Source organism: Streptomyces sp. NPDC004266, from assembly GCF_042874095.1.
Classification (GTDB): Bacteria; Actinomycetota; Actinomycetes; order Streptomycetales; family Streptomycetaceae; genus Streptomyces.
On record NZ_JBIAMM010000003.1, the window covers coordinates 187,315 to 208,554 of the forward strand.

23 protein-coding genes and 3 tRNA genes are annotated in these 21,240 nt (G+C 71.9%); 8 read left to right on the forward strand and 18 right to left on the reverse strand.

The window, feature by feature from the left end; translation table 11 throughout:
• Window positions 1-12: 12 nt before the first annotated feature.
• The 5 genes from ACFYUZ_RS08875 to ACFYUZ_RS08895 all read right to left on the reverse strand — a co-directional run bounded on the left by ACFYUZ_RS08875 (window position 13) and on the right by ACFYUZ_RS08895 (window position 1,421).
• A complete protein-coding gene (locus ACFYUZ_RS08875) occupies window positions 13-441 on the reverse strand; it encodes a MaoC family dehydratase (protein ID WP_389307179.1) in 429 nt (142 codons plus the stop codon).
• Between the two features lie 2 nt (window positions 442-443).
• Window positions 444-896 carry a MaoC family dehydratase N-terminal domain-containing protein gene (locus tag ACFYUZ_RS08880; protein ID WP_389307180.1) on the reverse strand — a complete coding sequence of 151 codons (453 nt, stop codon included), beginning with the start codon at window positions 894-896 and terminating at the stop codon, window positions 444-446.
• 82 nt (window positions 897-978) lie between these two features.
• Entirely contained in the window at window positions 979-1,143 is a 165-nt protein-coding gene (rpmG, locus tag ACFYUZ_RS08885) for a 50S ribosomal protein L33 (protein ID WP_003956487.1), read from the reverse strand.
• Between the two features lie 88 nt (window positions 1,144-1,231).
• A tRNA-Met gene (locus ACFYUZ_RS08890) sits at window positions 1,232-1,304 on the reverse strand.
• 44 nt (window positions 1,305-1,348) lie between these two features.
• Window positions 1,349-1,421 (reverse strand) — tRNA-Thr (locus ACFYUZ_RS08895).
• 206 nt (window positions 1,422-1,627) lie between these two features.
• Between ACFYUZ_RS08895 and ACFYUZ_RS08900 the strand changes: the two genes are divergently transcribed.
• Together ACFYUZ_RS08900 and ACFYUZ_RS08905 are read left to right on the forward strand one after the other, a co-directional pair.
• Window positions 1,628-2,917: an amidohydrolase family protein gene (locus ACFYUZ_RS08900; protein WP_389307181.1), complete on the forward strand. Its 1,290-nt coding sequence runs from the start codon at window positions 1,628-1,630 to the stop codon at window positions 2,915-2,917.
• 2 nt (window positions 2,918-2,919) lie between these two features.
• Window positions 2,920-3,576 (forward strand): NAD(P)H-binding protein, encoded by a 657-nt coding sequence (locus ACFYUZ_RS08905; protein WP_389307182.1) that lies wholly within the window; start codon window positions 2,920-2,922, stop codon window positions 3,574-3,576.
• Window positions 3,577-3,643: 67 nt separating this feature from the next.
• Here the strand turns inward: ACFYUZ_RS08905 and ACFYUZ_RS08910 are convergent.
• Window positions 3,644-3,725, reverse strand: a tRNA-Tyr gene (locus tag ACFYUZ_RS08910).
• A gap of 173 nt (window positions 3,726-3,898) precedes the next feature.
• Here ACFYUZ_RS08910 and ACFYUZ_RS08915 point away from each other — a divergent pair.
• The 6 genes from ACFYUZ_RS08915 to ACFYUZ_RS08940 all read left to right on the forward strand — a co-directional run bounded on the left by ACFYUZ_RS08915 (window position 3,899) and on the right by ACFYUZ_RS08940 (window position 9,590).
• Window positions 3,899-4,390, forward strand: coding sequence for a YajQ family cyclic di-GMP-binding protein (locus ACFYUZ_RS08915; protein WP_030687924.1), 492 nt, complete (start codon window positions 3,899-3,901; stop codon window positions 4,388-4,390).
• Between the two features lie 117 nt (window positions 4,391-4,507).
• Window positions 4,508-5,005 carry a methylated-DNA--[protein]-cysteine S-methyltransferase gene (locus ACFYUZ_RS08920; RefSeq protein WP_389307183.1) on the forward strand — a complete coding sequence of 166 codons (498 nt, stop codon included), beginning with the start codon at window positions 4,508-4,510 and terminating at the stop codon, window positions 5,003-5,005.
• Window positions 5,002-5,631 carry an alpha-ketoglutarate-dependent dioxygenase AlkB family protein gene (locus ACFYUZ_RS08925; RefSeq protein WP_389307184.1) on the forward strand — a complete coding sequence of 210 codons (630 nt, stop codon included), beginning with the start codon at window positions 5,002-5,004 and terminating at the stop codon, window positions 5,629-5,631. The genes ACFYUZ_RS08920 and ACFYUZ_RS08925 overlap by 4 nt, the downstream gene beginning before the upstream one ends.
• Window positions 5,632-5,641: 10 nt before the next feature.
• The gene (locus tag ACFYUZ_RS08930) at window positions 5,642-6,880 is read left to right on the forward strand and encodes an APC family permease (protein WP_389307185.1); all 1,239 of its coding nucleotides are present in this window, start codon (window positions 5,642-5,644) and stop codon (window positions 6,878-6,880) included.
• 146 nt (window positions 6,881-7,026) lie between these two features.
• Entirely contained in the window at window positions 7,027-7,428 is a 402-nt protein-coding gene (locus ACFYUZ_RS08935) for a YccF domain-containing protein (protein ID WP_389307186.1), read from the forward strand.
• Between the two features lie 266 nt (window positions 7,429-7,694).
• Complete coding sequence (locus tag ACFYUZ_RS08940) at window positions 7,695-9,590, forward strand: recombinase family protein (RefSeq protein ID WP_389307188.1); 1,896 nt, start codon at window positions 7,695-7,697, stop codon at window positions 9,588-9,590.
• Window positions 9,591-9,604: 14 nt separating this feature from the next.
• Here the strand turns inward: ACFYUZ_RS08940 and htpX are convergent, their stop codons facing one another.
• From htpX to ACFYUZ_RS09000, 12 genes are all read right to left on the reverse strand, one after another.
• The gene (gene htpX / locus ACFYUZ_RS08945) at window positions 9,605-10,468 is read right to left on the reverse strand and encodes a zinc metalloprotease HtpX (RefSeq protein WP_389307189.1); all 864 of its coding nucleotides are present in this window, start codon (window positions 10,466-10,468) and stop codon (window positions 9,605-9,607) included.
• 146 nt (window positions 10,469-10,614) lie between these two features.
• On the reverse strand, window positions 10,615-11,067 hold the full coding sequence (gene mscL, locus ACFYUZ_RS08950; protein WP_389307190.1) for a large conductance mechanosensitive channel protein MscL: 453 nt from the start codon (window positions 11,065-11,067) through the stop codon (window positions 10,615-10,617).
• A 38-nt stretch (window positions 11,068-11,105) separates the two neighbouring features.
• Window positions 11,106-12,611: an NADH-quinone oxidoreductase subunit N gene (locus ACFYUZ_RS08955; protein WP_389307740.1), complete on the reverse strand. Its 1,506-nt coding sequence runs from the start codon at window positions 12,609-12,611 to the stop codon at window positions 11,106-11,108.
• Window positions 12,612-12,616: 5 nt separating this feature from the next.
• Window positions 12,617-14,170, reverse strand: a complete 1,554-nt coding sequence (locus ACFYUZ_RS08960) for a NuoM family protein (RefSeq protein ID WP_389307742.1) — start codon at window positions 14,168-14,170, stop codon at window positions 12,617-12,619.
• Window positions 14,171-14,197: 27 nt separating this feature from the next.
• On the reverse strand, window positions 14,198-16,177 hold the full coding sequence (locus ACFYUZ_RS08965) for an NADH-quinone oxidoreductase subunit L (RefSeq protein WP_389307191.1): 1,980 nt from the start codon (window positions 16,175-16,177) through the stop codon (window positions 14,198-14,200).
• Window positions 16,174-16,515: an NADH-quinone oxidoreductase subunit NuoK gene (nuoK, locus tag ACFYUZ_RS08970; protein WP_093874583.1), complete on the reverse strand. Its 342-nt coding sequence runs from the start codon at window positions 16,513-16,515 to the stop codon at window positions 16,174-16,176. The genes ACFYUZ_RS08965 and nuoK overlap by 4 nt, the downstream gene beginning before the upstream one ends.
• Complete coding sequence (locus ACFYUZ_RS08975) at window positions 16,515-17,084, reverse strand: NADH-quinone oxidoreductase subunit J (protein WP_389307193.1); 570 nt, start codon at window positions 17,082-17,084, stop codon at window positions 16,515-16,517. Before ACFYUZ_RS08975 ends, nuoK begins: the two co-directional genes overlap by 1 nt.
• A complete protein-coding gene (locus ACFYUZ_RS08980; protein ID WP_389307194.1) occupies window positions 17,081-17,629 on the reverse strand; it encodes a NuoI/complex I 23 kDa subunit family protein in 549 nt (182 codons plus the stop codon). Before ACFYUZ_RS08980 ends, ACFYUZ_RS08975 begins: the two co-directional genes overlap by 4 nt.
• A gap of 2 nt (window positions 17,630-17,631) precedes the next feature.
• Complete coding sequence (locus tag ACFYUZ_RS08985; RefSeq protein ID WP_389307195.1) at window positions 17,632-18,600, reverse strand: NADH-quinone oxidoreductase subunit H; 969 nt, start codon at window positions 18,598-18,600, stop codon at window positions 17,632-17,634.
• The gene (locus tag ACFYUZ_RS08990) at window positions 18,597-20,000 is read right to left on the reverse strand and encodes an NADH-quinone oxidoreductase subunit C (protein WP_389307197.1); all 1,404 of its coding nucleotides are present in this window, start codon (window positions 19,998-20,000) and stop codon (window positions 18,597-18,599) included. Before ACFYUZ_RS08990 ends, ACFYUZ_RS08985 begins: the two co-directional genes overlap by 4 nt.
• Window positions 19,997-20,560: an NADH-quinone oxidoreductase subunit B gene (locus tag ACFYUZ_RS08995; protein WP_389307198.1), complete on the reverse strand. Its 564-nt coding sequence runs from the start codon at window positions 20,558-20,560 to the stop codon at window positions 19,997-19,999. Before ACFYUZ_RS08995 ends, ACFYUZ_RS08990 begins: the two co-directional genes overlap by 4 nt.
• A complete protein-coding gene (locus tag ACFYUZ_RS09000; protein WP_123454568.1) occupies window positions 20,551-20,979 on the reverse strand; it encodes an NADH-quinone oxidoreductase subunit A in 429 nt (142 codons plus the stop codon). The genes ACFYUZ_RS08995 and ACFYUZ_RS09000 overlap by 10 nt, the downstream gene beginning before the upstream one ends.
• Window positions 20,980-21,240 lie beyond the last annotated feature (261 nt).

Below are 21,240 nucleotides of genomic sequence, written 5' to 3' on the forward strand. Positions count from 1 at the left end.
GAACACCGGCCGTCAGGCCAGACGCACCACGGCCCGGCTCATCCCCAGGACCTTCTGTCCGGCGGAGGTCGCCGTGATGTCGACGCGCACCTGCCGGTCGTCCAGCTTGGCGGCGACCTTGGCGGAGACCTCGATCAGGGCGCCGGTCCCGTCGTTGGGGACGACGACCGGCTTGGTGAAGCGGACGCCGTACTCGACGACGGCGGCGGGGTCGCCGGCCCAGTCGGTGACGACGCGGATCGCCTCGGCCATGGTGAACATGCCGTGGGCGATGACGTCAGGGAGGCCGACCTCGACCGCGAACTTCTCGTTCCAGTGGATCGGGTTGAAGTCCCCGGAGGCGCCGGCGTACTGCACGAGCGTGGCGCGGGTCACGGGGAAGGTCCGCGCGGGCAGCTCGGTGCCGACCTCGACCTCGTCGTAGGCGATCTTCGCGGTCATGGTCAGGCCCCCTCGGGTGCGCGGGAGACGAGCTTGGTCCAGGCGGTGACGACGTGCTCGCCGGAGGCGTCGTGGACCTCTCCGCGGATGTCCAGGATGTCGTTGCCGGCGAGGGACTTGATCGCCTCGATGGTGGAGGTGACCGAGAGCCGGTCCCCGGCGCGCACGGGCCGGGTGTAGGCGAACTTCTGGTCGCCGTGGACGACGCGGCTGTAGTCGAGGCCCAGCTGCGGGTCCTCGATGACGGCGCCGGCCGCCTTGAACGTGATGGCGAACACGAAAGTGGGCGGGGCGATCACATCGGAATGTCCGAGCGCCTTGGCCGCCTCGGCGTCGGTGTACGCGGGATTGGCGTCACCGATCGCCTCGGCGAACTCGCGGATCTTCTCGCGGCCGACCTCGTAGGGCGCGGTGGGCGGATAGGTCCGGCCCACGAAGGACTGGTCGAGCGCCATGGACTCGATACCTCCTGGATTTGTTGCCGACAAACGACACGAGGCCGCCCCCGAGTGGGGACGGCCTCGTGTACGAGCCTGATTAGCGCGTCTCGCGGTGCGCGGTGTGCGAGTTGCAGCGGGGGCAGTGCTTCTTCATCTCAAGACGGTCCGGGTTGTTACGCCGGTTCTTCTTGGTGATGTAGTTCCGCTCCTTGCACTCCACGCAGGCCAGCGTGATCTTCGGGCGGACGTCGGTGGCAGCCACGTGAGTGCTCCTTGACGGACGGATGGACGGATGAACGCATAGAAGAGTAGCCGATCGCAGGACCGACCCCACAATCGGCTACTGTCTGTAGCGGTGACCGGACTTGAACCGGTGACACAGCGATTATGAGCCGCTTGCTCTACCGACTGAGCTACACCGCTTTGATGATCCGGACCCCGCCCGAAGGCGGGATCCCTCTCACCAGAGCCCCAATACGGAATCGAACCGTAGACCTTCTCCTTACCATGGAGACGCTCTACCGACTGAGCTATTGGGGCGAGCGAGGAAGACATTACACGGTCTCCGGCCCATCACCCAAATCCGTTTCCCGGCGACCTCGGGACGGCCCTCACCAGGCGTCTCGTACGCCACTCGTGGCCTCATCGGTACGACTATTGCGCTCCTCCTCGAAGGTCGCTCCGAGCACCCCTAGGCTCGGCCCCACGCTGCGTGATCTTGATCTTCAGGAGCCTCGAGGAGCGCGATGTCAGCCGACAGCAAGCAGCCCCAGCCGCCCGAGGACGGGGCCGCCACCGCCGCCGACTCGACCTCGCTCCTGCTCTCCCACGCACGGCTCACCGACGGACGGACCGTGGACGTACGGCTCGTCGGCGGGCGGATCGAGGCCGTCGGCACCGCGGGCAGCCTCACCACCGTGGGTGCCCGCGTCGACCTCGCCGGCTACCTCCTGCTGCCCGCCGCGGCCGAACCCCACGCCCACGCCGACACCGCGCTCTCCGCCGACACCCCCGGCCCCGTCTCCTACGCCCCCGAGGAGGTCCAGCGGCGGGCCACCGAGGCCGCGCTGCTCCAGCTCGGCCACGGCGCGACGGCGCTCCGCGCGCACGTGCGCATCGGCGACGTCCACGGACTCGGGCCCCTCGAAGCCGTGCTCCAGGCCCGGCGCTCCCTGCGCGGCCTCGCCGACCTGACGGCCGTCGCCGTGCCCCGGCTGCTCACCGGCGTCGCGGGCGCCGACGGGCTCGCGACGCTGCGGGACGCGGTGAAGATGGGCGCCGGGGTCGTCGGCGGCTGCCCCGACCTCGACCCGGACCCGGCCGGATACGTGGAGGCCGTCCTCGACGTCGCGGCCGAGCACGGCGTCCCGGTCGACCTGCACACCGACGGGGACGACCCGGCCCGCCTCGCCCGCCTCGCGGCGATGGCCGGCGGGCTGCGCCCCGGGGTCACGATCGGACCGTGCGCCGGGCTCGCCCGGCTCCCCTCCGACGCGGCGAGCCGGACGGCGGACCGGCTGGCGGCGGCCGGGGTGACGGTGGTCTGCCTGCCGCAGGGCGGCTGCGGGGGCACCGAGCTGCGCGGAGCGGCGCCGGTGCGGCTGCTGCGGACGGCCGGGGTGCGGGTCGCCGCGGGCAGCGGGGCGCTGCGGGACGTGGCCAACCCGGTGGGGCGCGGGGACCCGCTGGAGGCGGCCTACCTGCTGGCCTCGCTCGGCGGACTGCCGCCCCAGGAGGCGTACGGGACGGTGAGCACGCAGGCGCGGGCGGCGATGGGCCTGCCGGAGGTGCGGGTGGAGGCCGGCTTCCCGGCGGAGCTGCTCGCGGTGCGCGGCGAGCGCCTGGCGGGCGTGCTGTCCCTCGCGTACAGCCGGATCGTGGTGCACCGGGGCCGGGTGGTGGCCCGGACGAGCGCGGTGCGGGAGTACTGCGACTCGGCGGCGGCCCTGGACCTGCCGCGTCAGGCCCGCCCGGAGCGCCCGGAGCGGCCGCCCGAGCCGGGGGGCCCTCCGGCCGGACCCGACGTACGGTCGTGAGTATGCGCATCGTCATCGCTGGAGGACACGGACAGATCGCCCTGCGCCTGGAGAGGCTGCTCTCGCACGCCGGGCACGAGGTCGCGGGGATCATCCGCAGACCGGAGCAGGGCGCCGACCTGCGGGAGGCGGGCGCCGAACCCGTCGTCCTGGACCTGGAGTCGGCGTCGGTCGAGATGGTGGCGGCGGTGCTGCAGGGCGCCGACGCGGCCGTCTTCGCGGCGGGCGCGGGCCCGGGCAGCGGCGCCGACCGCAAGGACACGGTGGACCGGGCGGCCGCGGTGCTGTTCGCGGACGCGGCGGAACGCGCGGGCGTGCGGCGGTACCTCGTCGTCTCCTCGATGGGCGCGGACGCCTCCCACCCGGGCGACGGGATCTTCGACGTCTACCTCCGGGCGAAGGGCGCGGCCGACGACGAGATCCGCTCCCGCACGGCCCTGGACTGGACGATCCTGCGCCCGGGCTCCCTGACGGACGACGCGGGCACGGGCATGGTCCGCCTGGAGGCCCGCACGGGCCGCGGGCAGGTCCCCCGGGACGACGTGGCCGCGGTCCTCGCCGAACTCCTCGACACCCCGGCGACGGCCGGCCTGACCCTGGAACTGATCGCCGGTTCGGTCCCGCTCTCGGTCGCGGTGAAGGACGTGGCCGGCAACTGACCCGCCCGCGGCCCCGCCGCGAAACGAGTGAAGGTCCCCGGCGCAAGCACCGGGGACCTTCTTCACGTGGCGACGCCAGGATTCGAACCTGGGTAGGCTAAGCCGACGGATTTACAGTCCGCTCCCATTGGCCACTCGGGCACATCGCCATGGGTTCGCTGCCTTGGTTCACCGCTTTTCTGCGGTGTTCCCCGGCAACGACGTAAACAATACCTGATCCCCGGGGGTGCTTCGCCACCCGATTGATCAGCGGTTTGCTCGGCGGCTCACCCCCTAGGCTTTGGGGCGTACCCCACAGCATCCGAGCAAGGAGCCACGAGTCATGGCCGACTCCAGTTTCGACATCGTCTCCAAGGTCGAGCGGCAGGAGGTCGACAACGCCCTCAACCAGGCCGTGAAGGAGATCTCCCAGCGCTACGACTTCAAGGGAACCAACGCCTCGATCTCCTGGTCGGGCGAGAAGATCCTGATGCAGGCGAACGGCGAGGAGCGCGTCATGGCGATCCTCGACATCTTCCAGTCCAAGCTGATCAAGCGCGGGATCTCGCTCAAGTCGCTGGACGTCGAGGGCGAGCCGCAGCTGTCCGGCAAGGAGTACAAGCTCTTCGCCTCCGTGCAGGAGGGCATCTCCCAGGAGAACGCCAAGAAGGTCGCGAAGGCCATCCGCGACGAGGGCCCCAAGGGCGTCAAGGCGCAGGTGCAGGGCGACGAGCTGCGCGTCAGCTCGAAGAGCCGGGACGACCTGCAGGCCGTGCAGGCGCTGCTCAAGGGCAAGGACTTCGACTTCGCGATCCAGTTCGTCAACTACCGCTGACCTCGCGCCGATCTCGTAGCGGGTCATGAGGGTCGTGTCCGAATACCGCCAGCCCGGTACCGGGCGGCCCCCGCACACTGGGTCTCCGGAAGACCCGTGCGGGGAGAGGAACCAGTCATGACCGTGTACGCGTACGTGGACGGCCCCCTGGGCGAGATGCTCCTGGTCGGGCAGCTCGCCGAAGGGGGCCGGGCCGTGCTGCGCTCGCTGTCCCTGCCGGGGCAGAAGGGCGCCGTCGCGGTCGAGGACGGCTGGACGCTCGCGCCCGAGGCGTTCGCCGAGGCCGCCGGGCAGCTGGACGAGTACTTCGCCGGCCGCCGCGACCGGTTCGACCTGCCGCTCGCCGACGACGCCGGGACCGCGTTCCAGCGGCGCGTCTGGCGGGCCCTGGAGGAGATCCCGTACGGGACCACCGTCTCGTACGGGGAGATCGCCCGGCGGGTCGGTTCCCCCGGCGCCGGGGTACGGGCCGTGGGCACCGCGATCGGCCGCAATCCCCTGCTCGTGGTGCGGCCCTGCCACCGGGTGATCGGCGCCGACGGAAGCCTGCGCGGGTACGCCGCCGGGCTCGGCCGGAAAGAGCGGCTCCTCGGACTCGAAGGCGCCCTCGTGTGAGCGAGGGGCTCTTCCCCCGCGAGCGGGCCGCCGTGGCGCCCGGGGCGGTGCACGTGCCCGCGTGGCTGCCGTTCGCGCGCCAGCGGGAGCTGGTGGACGCCTGCCGCGAGTGGGGGCGCGGCCCCTTCCCGTACCGGCACACCGTGCTGCCCGGCGGCGGCGTCATGTCGGTGCGCTCGCTGGCCCTGGGCCGGCAGTGGGTGCCGTACCGCTACCTCGACACGGTCGGGATCGAGCTGCCCGGCTGGCTGGTCGAGCTGGGCCGGGAGGCGCTCGTCGAGGCGTACGGCGAGCACGGCGGCTTCACCCCCGACACCGCGCTCGTGAACTTCTACGCGCCGGGGGCGCGCATGGGCATGCACCAGGACCGGGAGGAGCGCTCCTCCGCGCCGGTGGTGTCGCTGAGCCTCGGGGACCGGTGCGTGTTCCGCTTCGGGAACGAGGAGAACCGCGTCCGGCCGTACCAGGACGTCGACCTGGTCTCCGGCGACCTCTTCGTCTTCGGCGGGGCTTCGCGCTGGGCCCACCACGGGGTCCCCAAGGTGTTCCCGGGGACCGCCGAGCCGGCGCTCGGCCTGGTGGGGCGGCTGAACATCACGCTCAGGGAGACCGGACTCAGCGTTTAATGTGCGGAGCATGACACCGGAACTGCGCCGCTCCCTGGGCCTCTTCGACGCGGTCGTGATCGGCCTCGGCTCGATGATCGGGGCGGGGATCTTCGTCGCGCCCGGACCCGCCGCGAGCGCGGCCGGCTCCGGGGCCGGACTGCTCTGGGCGCTCGGGCTCGCCGCCGCCGTCGCGTACTGCAACGCCATGGCCTCGGCACGGCTCGCCGCCCGTCACCCCGCCTCCGGCGGCACCTACGTGTACGGTCGCGAACGCCTCGGTTCGTTCTGGGGGTACCTCGCCGGCTGGGCGTTCGTCGCCGGCAAGACCGCCTCGTGCGCGGCCATGGCGCTCACGGTCGGCGCGTACGTGTGGCCGGAGCAGGCGCACGCGGTGGCCGTCGCCGCCGTCGTGGCCCTGACCGCCGTCAACTACGGGGGAGTTCAGAAGTCGGCGCTCCTCACCCGGGTGATCGTGGCGCTCGTCCTCGCCGTGCTCGCCTGCGTGGTCACGGTGTCCTTCGGAGCCGACGGGGAGGGGCTCTCCGCGCTCGGCGGGGAGTTCACCACGGGCGGGGTCCTCCAAGCCGCTGGTTTGCTCTTCTTCGCATTCGCGGGGTACGCGCGGATCGCCACGCTCGGCGAGGAGGTCCGCGATCCGGCCCGCACCATCCCCCGGGCCGTGCCGCTCGCCCTCGGCGTCGCGCTCGCCGTCTACGCGCTCGTCGCCGTCGGCGTGCTCACCGTCCTCGGCCCCTCCGCCCTCGCCGCCTCCCCAGCGCCCCTCGCCGACGCGGCCCGCGCCGCCGACGCCGCCTGGCTGGTGCCGCTGGTCACGGTCGGCGCGGCGGTCGCCGCCCTGGGCTCACTGCTCTCCCTGATCCTCGGGGTGTCCCGTACGACCCTGGCGATGGCCCGCGACGCGTACCTGCCGACGGCTCTCGCGGCCGTGCACCCCCGCTACCGGGTCCCGCACCGGGCGGAGCTCGCCGTGGGCGCGGTGGTGGCCGTGGTGGCCGCGACGGTGGACGTGCGGGGCGCGATCGGCTTCTCCTCGTTCGGCGTCCTCGTCTACTACGGGATCGCGAACGCCTCCGCCTGGACCCTCGGCGGCCGCGCCCGCACCCTCGCCGCCCTCGGCCTCGCCGGCTGCGCCGCCCTCGCCTTCGCCCTCCCCCTCGGCTCCGTCCTGGCGGGCTCGGGGGTGATGGCGGCGGGCGTGGTGGCCTGGGCGGTGAGCCGCGGCCGGGCGGTCCCACCCCGCTCGTGAGCCCGCGGAGCCTGGTTGCGAGCAGAGCATTCGGCGTCCCGTTGCGGGCATTCGTTCGGCACGCGCGGGGGTGCCGGTGGTGGTGCGGCCGGGATACTGGTGAGGGCAGGACGGTACGGGCGGACCCACCTGGAGAGGTTTCGATCATGAAGCTGTTCAACCTGCTGTTGAACATCATCTGGCTCGTCTTCTGCGGCATCTGGATGGCGATCGCCTACCTCGTCGCCGCGCTGATCTGCTTCATCTTGATCATCACCATCCCCTTCGGCGTCGCGTCCCTACGCATCGCGGGCTTCGTCCTCTGGCCGTTCGGCCGCACCACCGTGGAGCGGCCGGACGCTGGAGCCGGGTCGGTCATCGGGAACGTGATCTGGGTGATCTTCGCCGGTTGGTGGCTGGCCCTGGGACACCTGATCACGAGCATCCCCCTGTTCCTGTCGATCATCGGAATCCCGTTCGGCTGGGCCAACCTGAAGCTGATCCCGATCTCCCTGATGCCGCTGGGGCGTGAGGTGGTTCCGTCCGATCAAGGCTTCGGGGGGCGCTGAGACGTCAGTCCGGGCCTTGAGTCCCTCATGCGCAGCATCCGGCCTGCCCTTCAAGCCCGGATCGGTCGGCACGCCTCAGTGACACCGGCGCAGAGCCCCCGTCCCGGAACACGAGGCCGCGCGCTGAAGACAACCCGGAAAACGCCGACGGAGCGTCAGGTGGCCGAGCTACCTTGGAAGATCAGACAAACGCCCCGGCAGCGGCTGGCACCGCCCCGGGGCTGGCCGACTGATTGGGAGTCGACGTGCCCCATGTAAGCACACCCTTGTCTTCAGCCGTCGAGGCCGCTGCGCATGCGGCCGGTGCACACACCTTGCGTGCGGTCGATTACCTGCGCGTATCGACCGAGGAGCAGAGGAAGGGCTACGGCGTAGCCCGGCAAAGCCGCGAGACGACCCGGCTCATCGCGCTCAAGCAGTGGACCCACGTGGGCACCTACAAGGACGAGGGGGTCTCGGGTTCCCTGGAAGCTGCCGACCGCGGTGACCTGAAGCGTCTCATGGAGGCCGCCCAGCAGACTCCGCGTCCGTTCGACGTCGTGGTCGTGCCCGACGGACGCGTGATCGGCCGCAAGGGCCGTGCCTTCTGGCGTTGGGTCTGGGCCCTGGAGGACATCGGCGTCTTCGTCGCGGTCGTCACGGACGACTACGACAACACCACCGCTGGGGGCCGCAAGAAGATGCGCCGCGATGCGGACCGCGCCGAGACCGAATGGGAGGCGATCCGCGAACGCACTCAGGGTGGTCTGCAGGAGAAGGCAGAGCTGACGCCGGCCGCGCACATCGGCGGTCCTGCCCCCTACGGCTACCGCATCGCCCACAAGGGAACCACCGGCTCGTACCTGGTGATCGACGAGGACGAGGCGAAGGTCATCAGACACGTGTACGACCTGGTGGTCGGCGAAGGACTCAATCTCCGTAAGGCCACCATCCGCCTGATCGGCGAAGGGATCACGGCACGCTCCGGCAGGGCATGGACGCGGGACAACCTCCGAGATCGCATCATGTCGGCGCCCGTACTCGACGCCGTGCTGGTCTTCCGCGGGAAGCATGCCCAGAGGGACGAGAACGGCGCCCCCGTCTGGGGCAACTCGGTCAGGATCGAATTGCCTCGAATCCTGACCGAAGAACAGAGCACCGAGCTACGGCGCAAGGTCGCCGAAACAGCGAAGCCCAGCAGTGGCCGGCGGTGGAGCTACCCGCTCAGCGGCCGGATCGTCAGCCTTTGTGGCAAGACCCACTCAGGGTTCGGCTATAACTCGGGTCGGGGGGTGGCCCGGTTCTACCGGTGCGCGGGGAACGCACCCAACGACCCCGGCCAAGAGTCCTGCGGCTGCTCCCGCATCGATGCGGATGCGCTCGAGAAGCACGTCTGGAAGCACGTCAGCGAGATCGCGGACAGCAGCGAAAAACTCCGAGAGCCGACTGCCGGGCGGATCGGGGTGGCGGCAGGGGACGCGGGGGCCCTGGCCGACCGGATCGCCGACCTCGACCGGCAGATCGATGACATGAACGCCTCGATCGCGGCCGTCATCGTCGCAGCAGCCGAACAGTGCAGGCCATCGGAAGCCATCGAGGCGGCCACAGCGGTCCTGAACAGCGAACTTCAACAGCTCCAGAACCTACGTGCCGAGGCGGCCGAATGGCTGGGCGAGAAGGAAGAGTCCGATCGACGCGCCCGTCAGTCCATCACGCCGGTGTACAGGGCGCAGAAGTCGTTCCTTGACATGCCTCCTGAGCAGCAAGCCGCCGTCCTGGCCATGCTGGAGCTGAAGATCACTCTTACAGGCCCAGTTCCCGGCGACCGACGCGGGGGCGTCCCCTGCCCCGTGAGGGCCTGGTACACCACGACCACCTTCGGCGTGCCCGCCGCCCCGCTCACGGACGAGGATTGGACGAAAATCGCGCCCCTCCTCCCGAAGGGGCGCAGAGGCACCGTCCGCAGATCCGTGGGCGCCATTTTCCACAAGGCCCGAACCGGCAAGTCATGGCTCGACGCGATCAAGGAGACCGGAGCCACCGTTCAAGCTTCGAAGCACTTCAACGCCTGGACGTTCGACGACACCTGGAGCCGCGTGAACGCTGCGCTCACGCACGTGGAACAGGTCCCGCTCCCGGCGATCCGGCTACTGCCTCCGATGGTCATCGAAGGGGCCATCTGAGTCGAGGATCGTCTTCACGGGCGTCGACCTGCCATCTGTTCGAGCCGGGCGATGCGCTCGGCCATCGGCGGATGGGTGGAGAACATCTTGGAGAGGCCCTGCCCGGGCCGGAAGGGGTTCGCGATCATCATGTGGCTCGCGGTCTCGATCCTCGGCTCGGGCGGCAGCGGCAGCTGCTTGGTTCCGGCCTCCAGCTTCCTGAGGGCGCCTGCGAGGGCGAGCGGGTCTCCGGTGAGCTGGGCGCCGGAGGCGTCGGCCTCGTACTCGCGGGAGCGGGAGATGGCGAGCTGGATGACCGAGGCGGCGATCGGGCCGAGGATGAGGACCAGCAGGTAGCCGAGGATGCCGGGGCCGTCGTCGTCGTTGGAGCGGCCGACGGGGATCAGCCAGGCGAAGTTGACCAGGAACATGATCACGGAGGCGAGCGCTCCGGCGACCGAGGAGATGAGGATGTCCCGGTTGTAGACGTGGCTCAGCTCGTGTCCGATGACCCCGCGGAGCTCGCGCTCGTCGAGGATCGCGAGGATGCCCTCGGTGCAGCAGACTGCGGCGTTGCGCGGGTTGCGGCCGGTCGCGAAGGCGTTGGGCGCCTGCGTCGGCGAGATGTAGAGCCGGGGCATGGGCTGCCGCGCCTGCGTGGAGAGCTCGCGCACCATCCGGTAGAGCGCGGGGGCCTCGAACTCGCTCACCGGGCGGGCGCGCATGGCCCTCAGCGCCAGCTTGTCGCTGTTCCAGTACGCGTACGCGTTGGTGCCGAGCGCCACGAGCAGCGCGACGATCAGCCCCGTACGTCCGAAGAAGCTGCCGATGACGATGATGAGGGCCGAGAGCCCTCCGAGGAGGACGGCGGTCCTCAGCCCGTTGTGCCGGCGGTGCACGGTACGCCCTCCAGGTGGTGCGGCAGGGGAACCCTTTTCCTCATGGCGGTCTACACGTCCAGTGGACCCTCCCGTACCGGTCAACGCCAGGCGAGAGGTTCGGGTTCCCCGGCCCGCGGGGGGCGCCGCGTGGGCCGTACGGGTGATCAGCGCGCGGCGGGGACCTTGTCGAACAGGCCGACGGCCGTGGGCTCGACCTCGCTGGTGCAGTGGGCGCAGCGGGAGGCGATGGCCGGGATCTCGGTGAAGCAGCGGGGGCAGTCGCGCTTCTCCGCCTTCGGGTCCTTCGCCTCCTCCTTGGCGAACCTCTCCTGGATCTTCGTCATGGGGACGACGATGAGGAAGTAGAGGACCGCGGCGGTGATGACGAACGCTATGGCGGCGGCGATCGCCAGGCCGTAGGGGAAGTCGGTCTTGCCGATGGTGAACTTGGCCTCGCTGAAGTCGCCGACCGAGCCGGTCGCCAGACCGATGAGCGGGGTGATGAAGGCCTTGCTGAAGCCGGTGACCACGGCCGTGAACGCCGAGCCGACGGCCAGGCCGATGGCCATGGAGACGACGTTCCCGCGAAGTATGAAGTCCTTGAATCCGTTCAGCACGGGTTGTCGCTCCTCGGTCTTGCTGTGTGGGGCTGGGGTCAGAACAGGCTCGTCGCCGCGAAGCGGAGGGCGAACTGCGGGTAGCCCGACAGCACGACCCCGGCGGTGGCGGTCAGCACGATCGCCAGGGTGACCGGCGCGGGGGCCCTGTGCGTGACGGGGGCGCCCTCCGGCGCGCGGAAGAGCAGGGCCGTCCAGCGCAGGTAGTAGTAGAGCGCGATCACGACGTTGACGCCCATGATCACGGCCAGCCACCCGAGGCCCGCGTCGACGGCCGCCGAGAAGACGGTCACCTTGGCGAAGAGGCCGATGATACCCGGGGGCAAACCGGCCAGATTCAGGAGGAAGAACCCGAGTGCGAGGGCCGTGACGGGGCTGGCGGCGTACAGGCCCCGGTAGTCCGCGATCCGGTTCTCGGGGTGGGCGCGGGCGACGAGCGCGACGACCGCGAAGGCGCCGAGGTTCACGACGGCGTACATCAGGGCGTACGCGACGGTGGCGCCGATCTGGTCGTCGCCGGAGTACGCGGCGGCCGCGATCGGCACCAGGAGGTAGCCGGCCTGGGCGACGGAGGACCAGGCGAGGAGCCGTACCGCGCTCCACGCGCGCGTGGAGACCTGGCGGAGGGCGGCGACGTTGCCGGCGGTCATGGTGAGCGCGGCGAGGACGGCGAGCGCCGGACCCCACACGTCCGCGTACGACGGGAAGGCGACGACGGTCACCAGGATCAGGCCGGTGAAGCCGACGGCCTTGCCGACGACGGAGAGGTAGGCGGCGACGGGCAGCGGGGCGCCGACGTAGGTGTCGGGCACCCAGAAGTGGAAGGGGACGGCGGCCGTCTTGAACGCGAAGCCGACGAGGGTGAGGGCGACGCCGGCCTCGGCGAGGGTCTGGAGCTGTCCGGGGACGTCGTCGAGGCGCTGGGCGATCTCCGTGAGGTGGAGGGTGCCGGTCGTCGCGTACACGAAGCTGGCGCCGAGGAGGGTGACGGCGGTCGCGGTGACGGAGGAGAGGAAGAACTTGAGCGCGGCCTCGCCGGACATGCGGTCGCCGCGCTTGAGGCCGACGAGCGCGAACGCGGGCAGTGAGGCGACTTCGAGGGCGACGACGAGGGTGGCGAGGTCGCGGGAGGCGGGCAGCAGGGCGGCGCCGGCGGCGGAGGAGAGCAGCAGGAACCAGTACTCGCCGGCCGGGAGCCTCTCGCGGGTCGCGTCCAGGGAGAGGAGCGCGGTGAGCAGCGCGCCGGCGAGGACGAGCAGCTGGATGACGAGGGTGAAGTGGTCGGCGGTGTAGCTGCACGCCTGGGTGTGGGTGTCGGCGGTGAGGCAGAAGGTCTCGCGGTCGCCGGACCGCAGCGGCAGGAGGAGGGCGAGGGCGGCGGTGAGGCCGCCGATCGCGATCCAGCCGAGGAGCTGCTTGCGCTCCTGGGGGACGAAGAGGTCGGCGACGAGGACGACGAGCGCGACCAGGGCGGTGAGGGTCGGGGGCGCGATCGTGAGCCAGTCGACGGACTGGACGAGGGACTCGCCGGCGGACGACGTCACTGGGGTCACTGGGTGCCTCCCGCGAGGAGCTGCTGGACGGCCGGGTCGGTGAGGCCGAGGAGGACGGCGGGCCAGAGTCCGGCGAGGACGGTGAGGGCGACGAGCGGGGTCCAGGCGGCGAACTCGTACCCCTGGACGTCGGTGATCGCCGTCTCCCCCGCGGGTCGCGGGCCGCCCATGCAGACGCGGCGGACGACGACGAGGAGGTAGGCGGCGGTGAGGAGGGTGCCGAAGGCGCCGATCGCCATGAAGGTGAGGAAGGCGGGGCGGCTGAGGCCCTCGGCCGGGTCGAAGGCGCCGAAGAGGGCGAGCATCTCGCCCCAGAAGCCGGCGAGGCCGGGCAGTCCGAGGGAGGCGACGGCGGCGAAGGCGAGGAGCGCGCCGAGGCGGGGGGCGCGGCCGTAGAGGGCGGCGCCGGTGGCGCCGGCGAGGGTGTCGAGGTCGGCGGTGCCGTACCGGTCCTTGACGGCGCCGACCAGGAAGAAGAGCAGGCCGGTGATGAGGCCGTGGGCGATGTTCGCGAAGAGCGCGCCGTTGACCCCGGTGGGGGTCATGGTGGCGATGCCGAGGAGCACGAAGCCCATGTGGCCGACGGAGGAGTACGCGATGAGGCGCTTGAGGTCGCCCTTGTTGCCGGGCCTCGCGAGGGCGAGGCAGGCGAGCGATCCGTAGATGATCCCGGCGACGGCGAAGGCCGCGAGGTAGGGGGCGAAGGTCCGCATGCCGTCGGGGGTGATCGGCAGGACGATCCGGACGAATCCGTACGTGCCCATCTTGAGCAGGACGCCGGCGAGGAGGACGGATCCGACGGTCGGGGCGGCGGTGTGGGCGTCCGGGAGCCAGCTGTGCAGCGGCCACATCGGGGTCTTCACGGCGAGTCCGAGACCGATCGCGAGAACGGCGATGACCTGCACGGACGTGGTCAGTCCGCGGCCGTTGTCGGTGGCGAGTGCCACCATGTCGAACGTGCCCGCCTTCACGCCGATGAGGAGCAGGCCGAGCAGCATGACGACGGAGCCGAGCAGCGTGTAGAGGATGAACTTCCAGGCGGCGGCCTGCCTGCCCTCGCCGCCCCAGCGGGCGATGAGGAAGTACATCGGGATGAGGACCGTCTCGAAGGCCAGGAAGAACAGGACGAGGTCGAGGACGGCGAAGGTGGCGAGGGTGCCGGACTCCAGGACGAGGAGGAGCGCGACGAAGGCCTTCGGGGACGGGCCCGACGGCATCTTGAAGTAGCTGTACAGCGCGCAGAGGAAGGCCAGCAGCGCGGTCAGGACCAGGAGGGGGAGGGAGATGCCGTCGACGCCGAGGTGGATGCGCACGTCGAGTGCCCTGATCCAGCTGATGTCCGTCGTGGCCTGCATCTTCGACGGGTGGTCGTGGTCGAAGCCGAGCGCGAGGACGAGCGTGGCCAGCAGGACGACGCCGGTGACGGTGACGCCGTGGCGGAGCACGGCCTGGTCGGGCGACTTCCCCTTCAGTCCGGGCGGGGCGGGCAGGAGAGCGGCGGCGGCGCCGACCAGCGGGCCGACGACGATCAACGCGAGAAGGAACTGCATCACGGATTCGCTGATATCGATCACGGCTCACGCTCCGGCGACGGCGTTGGCGAGGGCGACGGCGACGATCGCCAGGACGACGGAGCCGGCGAGCAGGGCGCTCAGGTAGGTCTGGACGTTGCCGGTCTGGGCGCGGCGGACGAGCCGGCCGAGGCCCTTGGCGGAATTCCCCGCGGCGCTCACGTAGGTGTCGACGACCTCGCGGTCCAGGAAGCGGACCAGGGAGGCGGCGGCGAGTACGGGGCGGACGAAGGCGGCCCGGTAGACGGCGTCCAGGTGGAAGCCGTCGGCGGCCGGCCCGTGCAGCGGCCCCAGCAGGGCGCGGCCGGGGTCGGCCGGGTCCTCGGCGGGGTGCGGCAGGTGCAGCGCCTCGGCCTCGACCCGGCCCGCCTCCGCGTCGGGGTGGGCGACGTGCGGGACGGGGACCGGGGCGGGGGTGCGGGCGGCGAGGGTGCGCCAGACCGCGTAGGTGATCACGGCTCCGGCGGCGGCGAGGCCCGTGCCGAGGACGGCGGTGGTCAGGGTCGGGGTGAGGGCGTTCCCGTCGAACCAGTCGTCGAGGTACGTGACGGTCAGACCGAAGCCCAGGGAGGGGATCGCGAGGACCCACAGGACGCTCGTCATCGCGATGGGCTGACGGCCGTGGTCCGGGGCCTCGGGGCCGCGGCCGCGGAAGGTCCGCAGCCAGAGCCGGAGGGCGTAGGCGGCGGTCAGCAGGGCCGTGAGCAGTCCGGCGACGAGGACGATCCAGCCGGCCCCGGCGGGGGCGACGTCACGCTCGCCGAGGGCGGTGTGCTCGGCGGCCACGAGGACGGCCTCCTTGGAGAAGAAGCCGGCGAAGGGCGGGATCGCGGCGAGCGCGAGGAGGGCGACGGTCATCGTCCAGTACGCGTCGGGGATCCGCTTGGCGAGGCCGCTCATGCGGGACATCGCGGTGAGCGAGTTGGTGCCGGCGGCGTGGATGACCGCGCCGGCGGCGAGGAACAGCAGCGCCTTGAACGCGGCGTGCGAGAGGAGGTGGAAGACGGCGGCCCCGCGGTCGCCGACGGCGAGGGCCCCGGCCATGTAGCCGAGCTGTCCGATCGTCGAGTAGGCGAGGACCCGCTTGATGTCGTCCTGGGCGAGCGCGGCGAGCCCCGAGCCGACCATGGTGATCGCGGCCATCACGGCGAGGACGGTCATCGCGGCGGCGGAGGCGGCGAAGACCGGAAGGAGACGGGCCGTGAAGTAGATGCCGGCGGCGACCATCGTCGCCGCGTGGATGAGCGCGGAGACGGGGGTGGGGCCGGCCATGGCGTCCGGGAGCCAGGTGTGGAGCGGGAACTGCGCGGACTTGCCCGCGACGCCGGCGAGCAGCAGCAGCGCGAGCAGGGTGGGGTGGTCGAGGCCGCCGCTCGCGACGGCGCCGAGGACGCCCGTGATCCGGAACGTGCCCGCGTCGGCGGCGAGCGCGAAGAGACCGATGAGGAAGGGGACGTCGCCGAGCTTGGTGACGAGGAAGGCCTTCAGGGAGGCGGACCGGGCCTCGGGGGTCTCCCAGTAGTGGCCGACGAGGAAGTACGAGCAGATGCCCATGACCTCCCAGCCGACCAGGAGCACCATCAGGTCGCCGGAGTAGACGACCACCAGCATCGCGGAGGTGAAGAGGGAGACGAGCGCGGCGTACGAGGGGTAGCGCGGGTCGTCGCGGAGGTAGCCGGTGGAGTAGATCTGCACGCAGGTCGCGACGACGCCGACGAGGACGGCGACGAGCGCGGCGAAGCCGTCGATGTGGAGGCTCAGGTCGATCGGGACCGAGCCGGTCGGAGTGAGCTGGGTGGTGGCGTCGATCGCCTTCCCCCCGCCCTGGCGTGCGGCGACGACGACGGCGAGGACCGCGGCGGCGAGGGTCGGCAGCACGGCCAGCGGGCGGACGAAGCCGGGCGCGGTGCGGCCGAGCAGGAGTCCGGCGGCGGAGCCGAGGAAGGGGAGGAGGGGGACGAGGACGGCGAGGGTGGTCGTGGTCACGCGGCGGCCTCGGCCTTCTCCTCGGCGGACGGCTGTTCCTTGGTGTCGCGCAGACGGTCGACGTCCGAGGTGCCGCGGTTGCGGTGGACCATCAGGACGATGGCGAGTCCGATGCCGATCTCCGCGGCGGCGACGGCGATGGTGAAGAGGGTGAGCGCCTGGCCGGCGTGGAGGGTGTCGCGGAGCCAGACGTCGAAGGCGACCAGGTTGAGGTTGACGGCGTTGAGCATCAGCTCGACGGACATCAGGACCAGGATCGCGTTGCGGCGGGCGAGGACGCCGTAGAGACCGACGGCGAAGAGGAGGGCGGCGAGGACGGCCGGGTAGGCGAGGTGCATCAGCGCTCGTCCTCCTTCTTCTTGCGGGAGAGGACGATCGCGCCGACGAGGGCGGCGAGCAGCAGCACGGACAGCGCCTCGAAGGGCAGCACCCAGTGCCGGAAGAGGATCTCGCCGGTCACGTCCGTGGAGCCCTGGGCGGGCCCGTCCAGATCGATCCAGGTCGTGCGGAACGCGTCGGCGACGACCCAGACGAGGGCGGCCGCGGCGGCCAGGGCGACGGCGAGGGCGACCGGCCGGTTGCCGGAGTCGGCGTCCGGGGAGCGGCCGATGGGGGCCTTGGTGAGCATGAGACCGAAGAGGAGGAGGACGACGACGGAGCCGACGTAGATCAGGACCTGGACCCAGGCGATGAACTCGGCGGTCAGGAGCAGGTACTCGACGGCCAGCCCGCCCAGCGCCACGACCAGCCAGAGGGCGGCGTGCACCAGCTGGCGGGTGGTGACGGTGACGAGGGCGGCGCCGAGGGTGGCGAGGCCGACGAGGACGAAGGCGATCTCGACGCCGGTGGGCGAGAGGAAGCCGTGGGTCTCGGCCGCCGTGGCGGCCGCTGCTGCGGTGAGGGTCACTGCTGGTCCTCCGTGGCCGCCGCCTGGGCGGCGGCCTTCTCCGCCGCCTTGCGGGCCGCGGCGATCTCCTTCGGCTCCTCCGCGCGCGGGTCGAGCGCGGGCGGCTCGGGGACCGTCCACATCCACTCGCGGAGCTTGTCGCGCTCGTGGGTGAGCTCGTGGATGTCGGTCTCCGCGTACTCGAACTCGGGCGACCAGAACAGCGCGTCGAAGGGGCAGACCTCGATGCAGATGCCGCAGTACATGCAGAGCGAGAAGTCGATGGCGAAGCGGTCGAGGACGTTCCGGCTGCGCTCGCGGCCGCCGGGGGCGGCGGGCGGCACCGTCTCCTTGTGGGAGTCGATGTAGATGCACCAGTCGGGGCACTCACGGGCGCAGAGCATGCAGACCGTGCAGTTCTCCTCGAACAGGCCGATGACCCCGCGGGTGCGGGGCGGCAGCTCGGGCTGTACGTCCGGGTACTGCGCGGTGACGGACCTGCGCGTCATCGTGCGGAGCGTGACGGCGAGCCCCTTGGCGAGGCCGGAGCCGGGGATGGGAGGCATGGTTACTGGATCGCCACCTTCACGATGCCGGTGAGCGCGATCTGCGCGAGCGCGAGCGGGACGAGGGTCGTCCAGGCGAGCTTCTGGAGCTGGTCCTCGCGGAGCCGCGGGTAGGACACGCGCAGCCAGATCACGACGAACGCGAGCACGGCCGTCTTGAGGAGGGTCCAGACCCAGCCGAGGCCGTCGGCGCCGAAGGGGCCGTGCCAGCCGCCGAGGAAGAGGACGGTGGTGAGGCCGCAGAGGACGATGATGCCCGCGTACTCGGCGAGCAGGAAGAGCGCGAAGCGGAGACCGGTGTACTCGGTGTAGGCGCCGAAGATGATCTCCGAGTCGGCGACGGGCATGTCGAACGGCGGGCGCTGCAGCTCGGCGAGCCCGGCGGTGAAGAACACCAGGGCGCCGACGATCTGCCAGGGCACCCACCACCACTCGAAGGCGTTCAGGATGCCCGGGAGCGAGACGGTGCCGGCGGCCATCGCGACGGACGCGGCGGCGAGCAGCATCGGCAGCTCGTACGCGAGGAGCTGGGCGGCCGTGCGGAGGCCGCCGAGCAGCGAGAACTTGTTCGCGGAGGCCCAGCCGGCCATGAGGGAGCCGAGGACGCCGACGCCCATGACGGCGAGCACGAAGAAGACGCCCGCGTCGACGACCTGGCCGACCGCGCCCTCGCCGGGGCCGATCGGGATCGCGAGGAGGACGAGGAGGTACGGGAGGAGGGCGACGGCCGGCGCGAGCTGGAAGATCCGCCGGTCCGCGTTCTCCGGGACCACGTCCTCCTTCTGCGCGAACTTCACGCCGTCGGCGACGAGCTGGGCCCAGCCGTGGAAGCCGCCCGCGTACATGGGGCCGAGGCGGCCCTGCATGTGGGCCATGACCTTGTGCTCGGTCTGCCCGACGACGAGCGGCAGCACGAGGAAGCACACGAAGACGACGATCAGCCGGAGGGCGACGTCGAGTACGTCGTTCACGCGGGATCGCCTCCGGCGGGGTCGTTGGGGGTGTCGGTACGGTCCCGCCCGGCGGGCGGCTCGTGACTGCGCTCTTCGCCCGTGTCGGCGGCAGGGGCGTCCTCGGGCCCTGGAGCCGGGGGGCCCGCCGGGGCGGGGGCCTCGGGCTCGGGGGCCCGGGGGGCCGTCGGAGCCTCGGCGTCGGGCTCGGCAGCCGGGGTGCCTTCCGAGGCCGGGGCCTCGGGCTCGGGGGCGTCCGGCCGGGGGGCTTCCGGCTCCGGGGCCGGGGTGGCCGCAGGAGCCGGGGCTTCCGGCTCCGGGGCCGGGGTGGCCGCCGGGGCAGGGGCTTCCGTTGCGGGAGGCGTGGCCGGGGAGGGCGTCTCGTCGTCGAAGGCCGGGCGGGCGTGGTGCCAGGGGGCGTCCGCGCTGCGGGTACGCGGAGTCGCGGCCCCCGTGCGGGGCGCGTCCGTGTCCGGGGCCTGCTGGCTCGCCGAGCCGTCCGCGGCCGAGCGGGAGCGGCGCGGCGGGCGGGCCGCCGGGGCGTCCGGGGACGCGTCCGGCGCCGGGGCCGGGGCTTCCGGCTCCGGGGTGGCCGCCGGGGCAGGGGCTTCCGGCTCCGGGACCGCCTGGCTCACCGAGCCCTCCGACGCCGAGCGGGAGCGGCGCGGCGGAGCGGCCGGGTCCGCGGCCGTCCGGCTCGCGGAGCCTTCGGACGCCGAGCGGGCACGGCGTGCCGGAGCCGTCGGCTCCGCCTGGCTCGCCGAGCCCTCCGTGGCCGTGCGGGTCCGGCGGACCGGGCGGTCGCCGGCCGCCGCGCGGGCGGGACGGGCGGGGGCCGGCGGGAGCTGGCCCTTGAGGGGTCCCCACTCGTTGGGGTCCGGGACGCCCGGCGGAAGCATCTGGCGGCGCTTGGGACCGCCGCCGTCGTGCGACTCGCCCGGCTCCTTCGCACCCGGCCACGCCTTGGCGACCCGGGCCGCCAGGACGAAGTCCTTGCGGAGCGGGTGGCCCTCGAAGTTCTCGGGGAGCAGGAGGGGGACGAGGTGCGGATGGCCCTCGAAGACCACGCCGAACATCTCGTGCGTCTCGCGCTCGTGCCAGCCCGCGCCCGCGTACACGCCGATCGCCGTCGGGAGGACGGCGGCCTCGTGCGGGACCGTCGTGCGCAGCAGGAGGCGGCGCGGGCCGCCGGTGCCGAGCGCCACCACGTGCGCGCAGACGCGGAAGCCCGTGCCCGGCTCGTCCACGGCGCTCAGCCAGTCGAAGTACGTGCAGCCCAGGGCGTCCCTGGCGGTTTCGAGCGCCGTGAGCCAGGCCGACGGCGGGACGTCGACGGTCAGCAGGTCGTAGGCCTGCTCCGCGGTCGCCTCCTCGCCGAAGATCTCCGTCACGGCGTCCGGGAGGGAGTCGTGGCCGTTCACTGTGCGCCTCCCGGCGGCGGGACCAGGGGGCTCGTCAGCTGGGAGACCGTGGGGGCGGTCGCGTACCGCTCGGCCAGGCTCTCCCGGGCGATCTTCTCCTGGAGCTTGAGGATGCCCTGGAGAAGGGCCTCCGGGCGCGGCGGGCAGCCCGGCACGTAGACGTCCACCGGGATGATCTGGTCGACGCCCTTGGTGACGGAGTACGAGTCCCAGTACGGGCCGCCGCAGTTCGAGCAGGCGCCGAAGGAGATGACGTACTTCGGCTCCGGCATCTGCTCGTACAGGCGCTTCACCGCCGGCGCCATCTTGTCCGTCACCGTGCCCGAGACGATCATCAGGTCGGCCTGGCGCGGGCCCGGCGCGAAGGGGATCACGCCGAGCCGGATGAAGTCGTGCCGGGCCATGGACGCGGCGATGAACTCGATCGCGCAGCAGGCGAGGCCGAAGTTGAAGACCCACAGGCTGTAGCGGCGGCCCCAGTTCAGGACCACCTTCATCGGCTCCGGGGCCAGGCGGGCGAGCGGTCCCAGCTTCGGAGCGGGCAGGGGTGTTACGTCCATGCCAGGACGCCCTTCTTGTACGCGTAGAGCAGCCCCACGGCCAGGAAGCCGAGGAAGACGAACATCTCGACCAGGGTCGTGGCGCCGTATCCGGGCGCGGCGAAGACCGTCGCCCAGGGGAAGAGGAAGATCGAGTCGACGGCGAAGATGACGTAGAGGAAGGCGTACACGTAGTAGCGGACCTGGGTGTGGGCCCAGCCCTCCCCCACGGGGTCGACACCGCACTCGTAGGTGAGGAGCTTCTCGGGCGTCGGCACGACGGGCCTGAGCAGCCGGTTGGCAGAGAAGGCCACGGCGACGAAGAGCACGCCGACGACGGCGAGCACGCCGACGACGGAGTACGTCTGGAAGTAGTCCGCCGCGTCGGCCGCGACAACGGTCGGTTCCCGCACGTCCGCCCCTCGGTCTCGGTGTCTCATGAGTCACTTTGTACGGACGCGAGTCTAGGCCCTGCTAAAGGGACCGTAAGCAGGCGCGGGTGCCTTCGCCGCCGCCTCGCCGACGGCTCCGTGGTTGCCTCGTCAGTAGCGCGGCCGGAGCCCCGCGCACGGCATCGCAGTTGCCTCGCCGGTAGCTTCGCGCGCAACGCCGCCGGTGTCCCGCGCGCGGCTTCGCGGTCGCCCCGCCGGTGGCACCGCCGGCGCCCGCGCGGCACCGCCCGTACCTCGCGAACCGCTTCG

Excerpts from the sequence above, each read along its gene's own strand:
- ACFYUZ_RS08875 (WP_389307179.1), bottom strand. The coding sequence starts at position 441 with ATGACCGCGAAGATCGCCTACGACGAGGTCGAGGTCGGCACCGAGCTG.
- ACFYUZ_RS08880 (WP_389307180.1), bottom strand. The coding sequence starts at position 896 with ATGGCGCTCGACCAGTCCTTCGTGGGCCGGACCTATCCGCCCACCGCG.
- ACFYUZ_RS08900 (WP_389307181.1), top strand. The coding sequence starts at position 1,628 with ATGTCAGCCGACAGCAAGCAGCCCCAGCCGCCCGAGGACGGGGCCGCC.
- ACFYUZ_RS08905 (WP_389307182.1), top strand. The coding sequence starts at position 2,920 with ATGCGCATCGTCATCGCTGGAGGACACGGACAGATCGCCCTGCGCCTG.
- ACFYUZ_RS08915 (WP_030687924.1), top strand. The coding sequence starts at position 3,899 with ATGGCCGACTCCAGTTTCGACATCGTCTCCAAGGTCGAGCGGCAGGAG.
- ACFYUZ_RS08920 (WP_389307183.1), top strand. The coding sequence starts at position 4,508 with ATGACCGTGTACGCGTACGTGGACGGCCCCCTGGGCGAGATGCTCCTG.
- ACFYUZ_RS08930 (WP_389307185.1), top strand. The coding sequence starts at position 5,642 with ATGACACCGGAACTGCGCCGCTCCCTGGGCCTCTTCGACGCGGTCGTG.
- ACFYUZ_RS08935 (WP_389307186.1), top strand. The coding sequence starts at position 7,027 with ATGAAGCTGTTCAACCTGCTGTTGAACATCATCTGGCTCGTCTTCTGC.
- ACFYUZ_RS08960 (WP_389307742.1), bottom strand. The coding sequence starts at position 14,170 with ATGCAGTTCCTTCTCGCGTTGATCGTCGTCGGCCCGCTGGTCGGCGCC.
- nuoK (WP_093874583.1), bottom strand. The coding sequence starts at position 16,515 with ATGCACCTCGCCTACCCGGCCGTCCTCGCCGCCCTCCTCTTCGCCGTC.
- ACFYUZ_RS08980 (WP_389307194.1), bottom strand. The coding sequence starts at position 17,629 with ATGCCTCCCATCCCCGGCTCCGGCCTCGCCAAGGGGCTCGCCGTCACG.
- ACFYUZ_RS08995 (WP_389307198.1), bottom strand. The coding sequence starts at position 20,560 with ATGGACGTAACACCCCTGCCCGCTCCGAAGCTGGGACCGCTCGCCCGC.
- ACFYUZ_RS09000 (WP_123454568.1), bottom strand. The coding sequence starts at position 20,979 with ATGAGACACCGAGACCGAGGGGCGGACGTGCGGGAACCGACCGTTGTC.